This window comes from Bacteroides sp. 519, assembly GCF_010500955.1.
GTDB lineage: Bacteria > Bacteroidota > Bacteroidia > Bacteroidales > Bacteroidaceae > Bacteroides.
Window position 1 is genome coordinate 57,984 of record NZ_QVMJ01000015.1, and the last position, 13,017, is coordinate 71,000.

The 13,017-nt window shown below is 39.2% G+C and carries 10 protein-coding genes and 1 pseudogene; 2 read left to right on the forward strand and 9 right to left on the reverse strand.

What is annotated here, in order from left to right; translation table 11 throughout:
• The first annotated feature begins 47 nt into the window (after positions 1 to 47).
• Complete coding sequence (locus D0T85_RS13795) at positions 48 to 1,010, forward strand: FimB/Mfa2 family fimbrial subunit (RefSeq protein ID WP_163214104.1); 963 nt, start codon at positions 48 to 50, stop codon at positions 1,008 to 1,010.
• A gap of 79 nt (positions 1,011 to 1,089) precedes the next feature.
• Here the strand turns inward: D0T85_RS13795 and groL are convergent, their stop codons facing one another.
• The 4 genes from groL to D0T85_RS13815 all read right to left on the reverse strand — a co-directional run bounded on the left by groL (position 1,090) and on the right by D0T85_RS13815 (position 5,082).
• Complete coding sequence (groL, locus tag D0T85_RS13800; protein ID WP_163214105.1) at positions 1,090 to 2,724, reverse strand: chaperonin GroEL; 1,635 nt, start codon at positions 2,722 to 2,724, stop codon at positions 1,090 to 1,092.
• A gap of 41 nt (positions 2,725 to 2,765) precedes the next feature.
• Positions 2,766 to 3,038 (reverse strand): co-chaperone GroES, encoded by a 273-nt coding sequence (locus tag D0T85_RS13805; RefSeq protein ID WP_163214106.1) that lies wholly within the window; start codon positions 3,036 to 3,038, stop codon positions 2,766 to 2,768.
• Positions 3,039 to 3,328: 290 nt separating this feature from the next.
• Entirely contained in the window at positions 3,329 to 4,000 is a 672-nt protein-coding gene (locus D0T85_RS13810; protein WP_163214107.1) for a bifunctional 4-hydroxy-2-oxoglutarate aldolase/2-dehydro-3-deoxy-phosphogluconate aldolase, read from the reverse strand.
• Between the two features lie 38 nt (positions 4,001 to 4,038).
• Positions 4,039 to 5,082, reverse strand: a complete 1,044-nt coding sequence (locus tag D0T85_RS13815) for a sugar kinase (protein WP_163214108.1) — start codon at positions 5,080 to 5,082, stop codon at positions 4,039 to 4,041.
• Positions 5,083 to 5,395: 313 nt separating this feature from the next.
• Between D0T85_RS13815 and D0T85_RS13820 the strand changes: the two genes are divergently transcribed.
• Positions 5,396 to 6,466, forward strand: a complete 1,071-nt coding sequence (locus tag D0T85_RS13820; RefSeq protein WP_163214109.1) for a LacI family DNA-binding transcriptional regulator — start codon at positions 5,396 to 5,398, stop codon at positions 6,464 to 6,466.
• An 11-nt stretch (positions 6,467 to 6,477) separates the two neighbouring features.
• Here D0T85_RS13820 and D0T85_RS13825 read toward each other — a convergent pair whose 3' ends face one another.
• From D0T85_RS13825 to lysS, 5 genes and pseudogenes are all read right to left on the reverse strand, one after another.
• Complete coding sequence (locus D0T85_RS13825; protein WP_163214110.1) at positions 6,478 to 7,401, reverse strand: tRNA-dihydrouridine synthase family protein; 924 nt, start codon at positions 7,399 to 7,401, stop codon at positions 6,478 to 6,480.
• A 104-nt stretch (positions 7,402 to 7,505) separates the two neighbouring features.
• Positions 7,506 to 8,636, reverse strand: a pseudogene (locus D0T85_RS13830) (AAA family ATPase); the annotation flags it as partial.
• 170 nt (positions 8,637 to 8,806) lie between these two features.
• Positions 8,807 to 10,144 carry a glucose-6-phosphate isomerase gene (locus D0T85_RS13835; protein ID WP_163214112.1) on the reverse strand — a complete coding sequence of 446 codons (1,338 nt, stop codon included), beginning with the start codon at positions 10,142 to 10,144 and terminating at the stop codon, positions 8,807 to 8,809.
• Between the two features lie 118 nt (positions 10,145 to 10,262).
• A complete protein-coding gene (locus tag D0T85_RS13840) occupies positions 10,263 to 11,258 on the reverse strand; it encodes an NAD(P)H-dependent glycerol-3-phosphate dehydrogenase (RefSeq protein WP_163214113.1) in 996 nt (331 codons plus the stop codon).
• Positions 11,259 to 11,274: 16 nt separating this feature from the next.
• Positions 11,275 to 13,005: a lysine--tRNA ligase gene (gene lysS, locus D0T85_RS13845; protein WP_163214114.1), complete on the reverse strand. Its 1,731-nt coding sequence runs from the start codon at positions 13,003 to 13,005 to the stop codon at positions 11,275 to 11,277.
• Positions 13,006 to 13,017: the final 12 nt, after the last annotated feature.

Genomic DNA, 13,017 nt, shown 5'->3' on the forward strand with positions numbered 1-13,017 from the left:
TAAGTTGTGGAGGCTTTACCTTCACAACTTATTATAAACTATAATTTATGAAACGTTTGGTACATACTCTCACCCTCCTTATTGCCTGTACATGGTTTATAACCTCATGCACCAATTTGTTCGAAGATCTACCTGAATGTCGGCTTTTCGTGAAGTTTAAGTATGACTACAACATGCATTCTGTTGATGCCTTCCACAAACAGGTAGATAAGGTTGAGCTGTACGTATTTGACAAAGATGGAAAATTTCTTTTTAAACAAACTGAGGAAGGTTCTCCATTAGCTACAGGTAATTATCTGATGGAAGTAGAAGCACCCATAGGCGAATATAAATTTATGGCATGGGCAGGTGCGCATGATTCTTATGATATTGTGTCACTTACTCCCGGAACTTCCACAATTGAAGAATTGAAATTAAAACTAAAACGTCCTCAATCTCTTATTATAAATAAAGAGTTGGAACCGCTTTGGTATGGAGAAATCATAGACGTAAACTTTACTGGAACAAAACATCAAACAGAGATAATCAATTTAATTAAAGATACCAATAAAGTACGTTTTATATTTCAAGGTCGTACTACAGACTGGCAAATGAACGTAGATGATTATACTTATGAAATTATCGAATCAAATGGATATCTGGATTATGATAACTCACTCTTATCTGATGATGCTTTAAGTTATCAACCTTATTATAAAGAACAAGTGGAGCCGTCTGCTGGTTTAGTTGAATTAAATACCATGCGTTTAATGGCAAACCGTCAGGCTTATTTCAAAGTTACAGAAAAAGCTACAGGTAAAATAGTATTTGATGTAAATCTAGCCAACTTCCTTATAATGCTTAGGTTAGAAGAATATAAAAACTGGAGTAATCAGGAGTATCTGGATCGTGAAGATAGTTACAGAGTAGTACTCTTCTTTTCTGAAGAAGGATCAACTACAGACTCCTGGCTTGCCGTACAAATTCAGATTAATGGCTGGACACATTATTTGCAGACCAGCGAAGTATAATCTATATAGTATCACATAAATAAAAAGAGGCAATCTCCCTACGGAAATCGCCTCTTTTTATTTGTTTATAATGAGCTGATTACATCATTCCACCCATTCCTCCCATTCCAGGATTCATAGGCATTTCAGCTTTTTCTTCTTTCTTTTCTACGATTAAGCATTCGGTAGTTAAGAACATACCAGCGATAGAAGCTGCGTTTTCCAATGCTACACGAGTAACCTTAGCTGGGTCAACAACACCAACAGCGTTAAGGTTTTCGTAAACATCTTTGCGGGCATTGTATCCAAAGTCGCCTTTACCTTCACGAACTTTCTGAACAACAACAGCACCTTCTTTTCCTGCGTTTGCAACAATCTGACGAAGAGGTTCTTCGATGGCACGTTTGATGATTTCAATACCAGTTGTTTCGTCAGGATTTTCACCTTTCATACCTTCAAGACCTTCGATAGCGCGGATGTAAGCTACACCACCACCAGGAACAACACCTTCTTCGATAGCAGCACGAGTTGCACAAAGAGCATCGTCAACACGGTCTTTCTTTTCTTTCATTTCAACTTCGCTTGGAGCACCTACGTAAAGCACAGCTACACCACCCGACAATTTAGCCAGACGTTCCTGAAGTTTTTCTTTATCGTAATCAGAAGTTGTAGTGCTGATCTGAGATTTGATTTGGTTGATACGCATTTCGATGTTAGGTTTAGCACCTGCACCGTTTACGATTGTAGTGTTATCTTTAGATACAGTGATTTTTTCGCAAGTACCAAGCATTTCAAGAGTTGCTTGTTCAAGGCTTAAGCCTTTTTCTTCGCTGATAACCAAACCGCCAGTCAGGATAGCGATATCTTCCAGCATTTCTTTTCTTCTGTCGCCAAAGCCCGGAGCTTTAACAGCACAGATCTTTAATTGAGAACGCAAACGGTTTACAACCAAAGTAGTCAAAGCTTCACTGTCAACATCTTCAGCAATGATCAGTAAAGGACGACCTGTTTGAACAGCTGGTTCCAGAATTGGAAGCATATCTTTGAGGTTGGAAATCTTCTTGTCGTAGATAAGAATGTATGGTTGTTCCATTTCACATTCCATCTTTTCGGTATTGGTAACAAAGTAAGCCGACAGATAACCGCGGTCGAACTGCATACCTTCTACTAATTCGATAGTTGTATCAGTACCTTTAGCTTCTTCGATAGTGATAACACCATCTTTCGAAACTTTACGCATAGCGTCGGCAATCAATGTACCGATTGTAGGATCGTTGTTAGCTGATACAGATGCAACTTGTTCAATCTTATCGTAGTTGTCGCCAACTTCTTCCGATTGATCCTGGATTGATTCAACAACCTTTGCAACAGCTTTGTCGATACCACGTTTCAAATCCATTGGGTTTGCGCCGGCAGTAACGTTTTTCAAGCCTTCGGCAACAATAGCCTGAGCCAATACAGTAGCAGTAGTTGTACCGTCACCGGCATCGTCTCCTGTTTTTGAAGCAACTTCTTTAACCAACTGTGCTCCTGAGTTTTGGAAAGCATCCGATAACTCAATTTCTTTAGCTACAGTTACACCGTCTTTAGTGATTTGAGGAGCACCAAATTTCTTTTCGATAATAACGTTACGTCCTTTAGGACCAAGAGTTACTTTTACTGCATTAGCCAATTCATCAACACCTTTCTTTAGTTGATCACGGGCATCCATGCCGAATATAATTTCTTTTGCCATTTTCGTATATCTTTTTATTTAAAGTTTAATTGTTCTGTTCATTAACCCATGATAGCGACTACATCGCTTTGGCGCATGATAAGGTATTTGGTACCTTCTACTTCCAGTTCTGTACCGGCATATTTGCCATAAAGAACAGTGTCGCCAACTTTTAATATCATGTCTTCATCTTTGGTTCCTTGACCAACTGCCACAACTTCACCTTTTAAAGGCTTTTCTTTAGCTGTATCAGGAATAATAATACCACCAATTGTTTTCTCTTCTGCAGGTGCAGGAAGTATAAGTACTCTGTCTGCTAACGGTTTAATGTTCATGATTTACTTTAATTTAGTATGTTATACAATTATTTGTTATGAATTTGTTTTTAACAAAAAAGCTTGTGCGAAAACCGTGCCAAAAATATTTATGTTTTAATTGACAGTTCCGACTGACAATATGGCTTAAACCGGAATAGTATATAAAGTTATTCACTAAATCACTGAATTTCTGACACATTGTAAATAAACAAAAGACTTTATAAAACAACAGAGGCTATCTTTTCGACAGCCTCTGTTCAGTTAAAAAACATCTATAAATAAAACCTTTTAAAGGTTTGGACAATCAATTATCCTCTGGCTTCGGCAATATACCCAAATGCTTCTTTGCATTTGTTTATAATCCATGCCCAATCTTGTGCTTCCACTACTTCTTTGGGAAACAGGTTTGAGCCCATGCCAACACAGGTAACACCTGCCTTGATCCATGCAGTCAGATTTTTTTTGGTAGGCTCTACTCCACCAGTTACCATTAACATTGACCAAGGCATTGGAGCTTTTACATTTTTAACAAACGAAGGTCCGCCTACATTACCTGCGGGGAATACTTTGCATAAGTCGCAGCCTACTTCCTGAGCAAAACCAATTTCAGAAACCGATCCACAACCAGGAGTATATGGAATTAAACGACGGTTACATATTTTTGCTATTTCAGGATTGAATAACGGACCAACAATAAAATTGGCCCCCAACTGAATATACATTGCAGCAGTAGCCGGATCAACAATAGAACCAATACCCAGAATAAGATCAGGACATTCTTTAGCTGCCCACTTTACTAGTTCGGCAAATACTTCCTGAGCAAAATCGCCACGGTTGGTAAATTCGAATGCACGAACACCACCATCATAGCAGGCCTTTACCACATTCTTTGCTACTTCAATATCTTTATGATAGAATACAGGCACCATTCCGGTAGTTGCCATTGCATTCAATACTTGTAATTTATTAAATTTTGCCATCTTGATATGCATTTTAGAACACGTGTTCAATTTATTATTTAGCGTGAAACACGACCAGAACCATCACCTTTCATTAAGTTTTCTACCTCGGCAACAGTTACCAGGTTAAAGTCACCATAGATTGTATGTTTCAAACACGAAGCAGCTACAGCAAAATCCAATGCTTTTTGATCGTCACCCGGATAAGTTATTAATCCGTAGATTAAACCACCCATAAATGAGTCGCCACCACCTACACGGTCAACAATGTGAGTGATATCATAGCGCTGTGACATTTTCAAAGAACCATCGGAATAAAGAACACCACCCCATGTGTTATGGTTGGCATTGATAGCACCACGTAAGGTTACAATCATTTTTTTGCAACGAGGGAATTTTGCCATCATTTGTGTACAAACCGATTCGAACTCGGCTGCGTTCACTTCACCACCAGTAGCAGTAACATCAAACCCTTCGGGTTGAATGCCAAATACTTTTTCACAATCTTCTTCGTTACCCAGAATAACATCGCAACCTTCTACTAAAGCAGGCATTACTTCGGATGCGGTTTTGCCATACTTCCAAAGATTTTTACGATAATTCAAATCACATGAAACGGTTACACCAAGTTCGTTAGCTATTTTAATAGCCTCCAAACATGCATCGGCTGCACCTTGAGACAATGCAGGAGTAATACCTGTCCAATGAAACCAACTGGCATCTTTCAATACTTCGCGCCAGTTAATCATTCCTGGCTCAATGGTAGATATAGAAGAATGGGCGCGATCGTAAACTACTTTAGAGGCTCTGGCTACTGCACCTGTTTCCAGGAAATAGATTCCAAGACGTTCGCCACCATAAATAATTTCATTTGTACCAACATTGTGCGAGCGTAAATCCATAATGCACGATTGTGCAATATCGTTTTTAGGCAAACGGGTAACAAACTCAGTATCCAATCCGTAATTAGCCAATGATACGGCAACATTTGCTTCACCACCACCAAAAGTAGCATTAAACTCTTTTGATTGCGAGAATCTTAAATAGCCCGGAGTTGCTAAACGCAACATAATCTCTCCAAAAGTAACAACTTTCTTTCCCATAATAATCTATTTATATTAATCTTTATTTCTTTGAAAAACGCTTCCGTGTGCGTGCACAAAGATAGAATAAAATATATTAATAGCGAAACATTTTATGTTTTTAGTTTTTAGTTTTGATATGGAACAGTAAATTTACATTTGGAATTAGTAAATTTACACCGGAATGATAAAGAAATGATGTAAATGAGATTTCTGAACCGCAGAGTTACGCAGATTAACGCAGAGTTTTTTGTTATGATGTTACAGGAAAATTTAAAACTCCGCGTAACTCGCGTAACTCTGCGGCTCAAACCCCTCAAAGTAATATAGGTATATGAATAAATTGCCCGAAAGAATAAGAATAAAAGATATAGCAAGATTGGCTGATGTATCAGTTGGAACTGTAGACCGTGTATTGCATGGCCGGAGCGGAGTTTCGGAAGCTAGCCGTAAACGTGTGGAGGAAATTCTGAAACAACTGGATTATCATCCTAATATGTATGCAAGCGCTTTGGCATCAAATAAGAAATACTCTTTCTCTTGCTTCCTGCCCATACATTTAAAAGGTGAATACTGGACCGCTGTTGAAAAAGGCATCAATGAGGCCATCATTTCTTATTCTGATTTTAATATATCAGCTCAAATTACTTATTATGATCCGTATGATTATAATTCATTTGTGAAGGAAAGCAATCTTATTCTGGAAAAAGAACCGGATGGGGTTTTGTTTGCGCCAACGGTATTTCAATATACCAAAGAGTTTACTGATAAACTTACCGAGAAGAGTATACCTTTTATATATATAGACTCCTTATTAAAAGATATTCCTCCATTGGCGTTCTATGGACAAAACTCGATTCAAAGCGGATACTTTGCCGCCCGTATGTTAATGATGCTGGCCGGACGGGATACGAAAGAGATTGTTGTTTTCAGAAAGATAAACGAGGGTATTGTAGGTTCAAACCAGCAGGAAAACCGTGAAATAGGATTCAGGCAGTATATGAAAGAGTATCATCCCGAATGTAATATTCTGGAACTGAATCTTCATGCCAAGCAATCTAACGATGATAACAACATGCTTGATGCCTTTTTCGGTAATCATCCGGATGTATTGAACGGAATAACATTTACTTCTAAAGTTTATACTATTGGCGAATATCTTGAACTGAGAAACAAAAAACACTTCAACCTGATTGGTTACGACTTACTCGATCGTAATGTGTCGTGCCTCAAGAATAATAGTGTGTCATTTCTTATTGCCCAGCAACCAGAGGTACAAGGATTTAACGGTATTAAAACATTATGTGATTTCCTGATTTTCAAGAAAGAGATTATACCAGTAAATTACATGCCTATTGATTTGTTAAGTGCCGAGAATATAGATTACTACCTGAAACTTTATTAACCTGCACTCCTTCAGGAGTCTTTTATTATTTCTTCGTAATTACTAAGGCGGGTACATTTATGTATCCGTTTTTTGATTTTCCTGTCTACTTCCGGATATTCCCAGAATGTCTTTATCTTATTCAGACGCTGGGCATCGCCACCTTCTAACCGATTTTGGTAATGGTTAAATACATACTGATGCATCTGCATTAGTCTTTTCTTGAACTCAGTAGCAGAGAGCGGTTCTCCGTTTTTGTATTCAAGCGCCAAGGCAGGATTGGTTAACAAACCTCTGCCAATCATTATTCCCGAAAGTTTAGGGAAATGCTGGTGGATACTTGTAATATCTTCAATACTCTTAATGTCTCCATTGTAGATCAGAGGTTGGTTGCACTTCTCATAAAACAAACTAAAACCTTCCCGATCAACCTCGCCTTTATACTGTTGAATTCCCAACCGTGGATGCATGGTGATATGTTTCAGAGGGATATCATTTAAAATCGGAAGGAGATTTAAACTCTCATCAGCCGAATGCAGGCCCAGTCTCATTTTTATGGAAAACCGTATGTCAGGAAATTGATGTATGGTGCAAAGCAAACTTTTCACTTCTTCCGGATAGGGCAATATGCCTGATCCTTTTTTCTTCTTTACAATCATAGGGAAAGGACAGCCCAGATTGATATCAATCTCCTGATATCCTTTATCGGCAAGGAGATTAATTATCCGTTCCATTTCATTGGCCCCGGCTGCAATTAACTGAGGTACAAGAAGAGGTACTTGATTGTTTTCAGGAGAAATATCTTTGATATCTTTGTTGCGAAATTCTCCCTTTTCAATTCTAACAAAGGGAGTATAATAATGATCTATACCACCGTAATAAAGACTATGAGCGTTACGGTAAGCCGCATCGGTATATCCTTGGAGAGGGGCAAAAGAAATTGGAAGGTTATTCATGGTTTTCAATTCATTTCCACTAAATATTGTCCGATATTACGTTTCTCTTTATCAAACTCTACTCCTATCTTAACCAGTTTTCTTCCATCAACTAGCATCGGCCCGGGCTGTAGGAATTTCATGAATGCATACTTCACTTCATCATTGGGAAAACAGAGAGTATACATCTGGAATTCCCGATCATAATCCTTAATCGTTAGATATCCGCTTTGATAAATCATTGGAATAGGGTTATTAGCTTCGGCCCGATATTCGGAAAAGGTAGCCTGTTCGGCTTCTACCCCATCTACAAGTAAACGAAGATCGTAGTTGGTTTCTTTGAGCAGATGGATAAGATAGGTCGGGGTGCCGGTGGAAAACCAGAAGTCTTTAAATCGCTTCTGTTGTAATGCACTAAGCACACTGAAGGGATTAAAAATACCAGGTGTGTATTCTCCAAAATGATAACCGTCGTACTTGGCTGTCATCTTTTTCACCGTTTCATCAAAAGTAAGACCATTTGCCTGACCTAGCTGCTCTATTTCAGGAGTGAAAACTTGCACAAGTTCTTCAGACGTTATTCCACAAACGGTAGCATAAGCCGGATCTAAACTGATATCATAGAGTTGATTAAGATCGCTGAATATACTCACATGGGCAAACTTGGTGACCCCCGTTAACAGTACAAAACGCAAATAAGGGTCGGCACTTTTAAGTACTCCGTAAAAAGACTTCAATGTATTGCGATACTCTTCCAACAAAGGTTCGTTTAGCAAATTCTGAAGCATGGGCTTATCATATTCGTCAATAAGCACCACAACATTCATTCCTGTTTGTTCTGAGGCACGACGAATAATACCAGCGAAACGAGTGGCGAGAGAATCTTCATTTTTATTACTCCCATATAATTCTTCCCATTGTGCCAAAAAAGTATTAATCAAGCCAACAAGCCTCTCGGGCGAATCGTACTTCTCGGCATTCAAATCCAGATGCAGTACCGGATATTGCTTCCATTCGGTTTCAAGTTCTCCCAAGGCCAACCCTTCAAATAAGTCTTTACGACCTTCGAAGTATGATTTAATAGTACTTACCAGTAAACTCTTACCAAAACGACGAGGCCGGGAAAGGAAATAGGGAGTGGAAGTAGAAACAAGTTGCCACACCAAAGCAGTTTTGTCGGCATAAAGATAACCCTCTGTCCGTATTCTTTCAAAAGTTTGAATACCTATAGGTAGTAAACGAGTAGGCCTGTTCATATCCGTGGAATATTTAGTTATATTACAAACATAGATAAAAATCTTTGATTTATATATCAGTTTGATGAAAAAAATAATAGAACGAGAGACACAAAGACACAGAGTTTTTAATATCTCTGTGACTCTGTGTCTCTGTGTTCTATTAGTTTATAGAAGATTGTATTTGTGAATTACAATCTCGCCTGTATCGCTTTCGATTCTTCTTCGTAACCAGGCTTATTCAAAAGTGCAAACATATTCTTTTTGTACGCTTCCACTCCCGGCTGATCGAATGGGTTAACACCCAGTACATATCCGCTGATGCCACAACCAATTTCGAAGAAATAAAGCAACTCACCAATGCTATATTCGTTCAATGCAGGAATTGTGATACGGATGTTAGGAACACCACCATCAACGTGAGCAATCTGTGTACCAAGTTCGGCCATTTTATTAACTTCGTCTACACGCTTGCCGGCGAGGAAGTTCAAACCGTCGAGATTAGCTTCGTCCGAAGGAACTTGCAGGTTGAAGTTTGTTTTCTCAACAGAGATAACTGTTTCAAAGATAGTACGTTCGCCTTCCTGAATCCATTGTCCCATAGAGTGAAGATCGGTAGAGAAGTCTACAGCAGCAGGGAAAATACCTTTGTTTTCTTTTCCTTCCGATTCACCGTAAAGCTGTTTCCACCATTCACTAACAAAGTGCAATTTAGGGTTATAGTTTACAAGGATTTCTATTTTCTTTCCGTTCTTGTATAGTTCGTTGCGGGTTGCAGCATAAATAGCGGCAGGGTTATCAGCAAAAGGAGCATCTACTCCACATGCTTTCTCCATATCGGTTGCACCTGCAATAAGTTGCTCAATATCGAATCCGGCAACAGCAATAGGAAGCAAACCAACGGGAGTAAGAACAGAAAAACGTCCGCCAACATTATCGGGGATAATGTACGATTTGTACCCTTCCTGATCGGCAGTGATGCGGGCAGCACCTTTCTTGGCATCGGTAATAGCTACGATAACTTTCTTAGCCAGTTCTTTGCCTCTTTGCTCTTCGCACTGTTTCTTCAACAAACGGAAGGCAAGAGCAGTTTCGGTTGTAGTTCCCGATTTTGATATATTGATTACACCAAATTTCTTTCCGTTCAGGAATTCGGTAAGTTCATACAAATAATCTTCGCCAATGTTATGACCGGCATAAATAATAACCGGATTCTTTTTGTTTTCCTGCAACCAGGTGAAACTGTTCGACAAAGCTTCGATTACCGCACGTGCACCAAGGTAGCTACCTCCAATACCTGCTACTACCACATAGTCGCAGTTGTTTCTTAACACCTCAGCTGTTTGTTTAATATCTGTCAGAAATTCTTTGGTAATTGATGAAGGTAAATGCAACCATCCCAAAAAATCGTTTCCTTTACCTGTGCCATTTTCCAGTGCTTCGCGAGCAGCTTTTATTACAGGCTCATAAGCCATAACTTTCTCTTTGGAAACGAATCCAAGAGTTTTTTCAATGTTCAGTGTTATCATACTTTTTGAGTTTTGAGTTTTGAGTAATGAGTTTTGAGTAATAAGTTTTGAGTAATGAGTTGTACATACCATGCGGCATCGAAACTCCAAACTCATAACTCACAACTCATAACTCTTATTATCTAAATGAATCTGTTAATAATTTAATCTCAATCATCGGTGAGATTTTTTCATAGAGAATGTTGTAAACAGCATCGAGGATGGGCATGTTAACATGATGATGCTTGTTGATTTCTTTAATACATTTGGTGCCGAAATACCCTTCGGCAATCATTTCCATTTCAATCTGGGCACTTTTAACCGAATATCCACGGCCTATCATGGTTCCGAATGTACGGTTACGGCTGAAGTTAGAGTAACCTGTAACCAACAAGTCGCCCAGATAAGCCGAATCGTTTATATTTCTGTTTATAGGATAAACTGTGTCCAGAAAACGGTTCATCTCTTGAATCGCATTCGACATTAAAACGGCTTGGAAATTATCGCCATACTTAAGCCCACTGCAAATACCGGCTGCTATTGAATAAACGTTCTTCAAAACAGAACCGTACTCAATACCGGTAACATCATCGCTAATAGAAGTTTTGATATATCCACTACTCAGATTGCGTGCCATTGCCCTTGCTTTATCTTTATCCGGACAGGCCACTGTGATGTAGGAGAGGCGCTCCAAGGCTACTTCTTCGGCATGGCAAGGACCAGCCAGAACAGCAATGTTTTCGAGCGGTACTCCGTACACTTTATGAAAGTAGTCGGAAACAATCAGGTTTTCATCAGGTACAATACCTTTAATAGCTGTAATGATGAATTTATCTTTGAGCTTTAATTTAAGTTTTTTTAGGTGCGATTTCAGATAAGGAGAGGGGGTAGCAAAGATCAGTGTATCTGATTCACGGACAATATCGTTGATGTTCGAACTGAAATTGATTCGCTTTACATCAAACTTTACCCCGGTAAGGTAAGAAGGGTTATGACCCATCCGCTTGAATTCGGTTATACGGTCATCCCTTCGGATATACCAGTTTATCGATACATCATTCCCCATAACCATTTTGGCTATAGCAGTGGCCCAGCTTCCTCCACCCATGATTGCTATCTTTCCCGGTACTTTCATTATTTACGGAATTTGGTTACGAATTTAGTTTCTCCACCCATCCGGTAACATCATTTACAGACAAACTGTTCAATTCCAGCTTATATTTTTTGTTTATGCCCGAAATGTCCTGATGTAGTTTTTGTGGATTCACATCTTTCATATCTTCCACCAAATTGTATCCTGCTTTTTGTATAGCAGGCACCCATTCTTCGGGAACTCCTATTTCGGTGTATTTAGCAACAGAATCTTTTTTTACTGTTTTTTCCGGACGCATCTGTGGGAAGAACAATACTTCCTGTATGGCTGTTTGTCCGGTCATAAGCATTGTTAACCTATCCATACCAATACCCATTCCCGATGTTGGAGGCATACCATATTCGAGCGAACGCACAAAGTCCATATCAATAAACATGGCTTCATCGTCACCTTTTTCGCTTAACCGCATCTGATCCTGAAAGCGTTCCAACTGATCAATAGGGTCGTTCAACTCCGAGTATGCGTTGCACAACTCTTTTCCGTTTACCATCAGCTCGAAGCGTTCTGTTAATTCAGGGTTGCTGCGGTGCCGTTTTGTTAGCGGCGACATCTCTATCGGATAATCGGTGATAAAGGTTGGCTGTATGTAGTTTCCTTCGCAGAATTCTCCAAATATTTCGTCAATGAGTTTTCCTTTTCCCATTGTTTCATCTACTTCCATATTTAGCTTTCCGCAAATCTCGCGTATTTCGTCTTCTGTTTTGCCTGTAAGATCATATCCTGTAAATTCCTTGATAGAATCCAGCATTGTTACCCGTTTGTATGGTGCTTTAAAGTTAATGAGGTTGTCGCCCACTTTAACTTCGGTTGTACCATTTACATCCTGGCATATCTTTTCAAGCATCTTTTCGGTATGTGCCATCATCCAGTTGTAGTCTTTATAGGCCACATAAATCTCCATACAGGTAAACTCCGGATTGTGGGTACGGTCCATACCTTCGTTACGGAAGTTTTTAGAGAATTCGTATACTCCTTCAAAACCACCTACAATTAATCTTTTAAGATATAATTCGTTTGCAATACGAAGATACAAAGGTATATCCAATGCATTATGATGTGTTATAAACGGCCTTGCAGCAGCACCACCCGGTATAGATTGCAGCACCGGAGTTTCTACTTCGATATATCCCTGTGTGTTGAAGTACTCACGCATAGAGTTATATATCTTGGTACGCTTGATAAACAAATCTTTTATTCCATCGTTCACCACAAGATCAACATAACGCTGACGATAGCGCAGTTCGGGATCTTCGAAAGAGTCGTAAGCAACTCCATCCTTATATTTTACGATAGGAAGTGGTTTTATTGATTTGGCAAGTATGGTAAGTTTATCGGCATGAACACTGATTTCGCCCATTTGTGTGCGGAATACGGTTCCTTCAATACCAATAAAGTCGCCCAGGTCGAGCAGACGTTTGAATACTACATTATAAAGGTCTTTGTTATCGTCCGGGCAAATATCATCCCGGGTAATATATACCTGAATACGTCCTTTTGAATCTTGTAATTCTACAAATGATGCTTTTCCCATTACCCGGCGACTCATCATTCGTCCGGCTATTGATACCTTGCGAGGTTCGGCGTCGTCTTTGAATTCTTCCTTTATATCAGTTGAGAAAGCGTTTGTTACATATTCTGCAGCGGGATATGGTTCAATACCCATCTGGCGAAGTTCATTCATACTGTTGCGTCGAATGATTTCTTGCTCACTTAATTCTAATATATTCATATTTGAGATTTT

Excerpts from the sequence above, each read along its gene's own strand:
- D0T85_RS13795 (WP_163214104.1), top strand. The coding sequence starts at position 48 with ATGAAACGTTTGGTACATACTCTCACCCTCCTTATTGCCTGTACATGG.
- groL (WP_163214105.1), bottom strand. The coding sequence starts at position 2,724 with ATGGCAAAAGAAATTATATTCGGCATGGATGCCCGTGATCAACTAAAG.
- D0T85_RS13805 (WP_163214106.1), bottom strand. The coding sequence starts at position 3,038 with ATGAACATTAAACCGTTAGCAGACAGAGTACTTATACTTCCTGCACCT.
- D0T85_RS13810 (WP_163214107.1), bottom strand. The coding sequence starts at position 4,000 with ATGGCAAAATTTAATAAATTACAAGTATTGAATGCAATGGCAACTACC.
- D0T85_RS13815 (WP_163214108.1), bottom strand. The coding sequence starts at position 5,082 with ATGGGAAAGAAAGTTGTTACTTTTGGAGAGATTATGTTGCGTTTAGCA.
- D0T85_RS13820 (WP_163214109.1), top strand. The coding sequence starts at position 5,396 with ATGAATAAATTGCCCGAAAGAATAAGAATAAAAGATATAGCAAGATTG.
- D0T85_RS13825 (WP_163214110.1), bottom strand. The coding sequence starts at position 7,401 with ATGAATAACCTTCCAATTTCTTTTGCCCCTCTCCAAGGATATACCGAT.
- D0T85_RS13835 (WP_163214112.1), bottom strand. The coding sequence starts at position 10,144 with ATGATAACACTGAACATTGAAAAAACTCTTGGATTCGTTTCCAAAGAG.
- D0T85_RS13840 (WP_163214113.1), bottom strand. The coding sequence starts at position 11,258 with ATGAAAGTACCGGGAAAGATAGCAATCATGGGTGGAGGAAGCTGGGCC.
- lysS (WP_163214114.1), bottom strand. The coding sequence starts at position 13,005 with ATGAATATATTAGAATTAAGTGAGCAAGAAATCATTCGACGCAACAGT.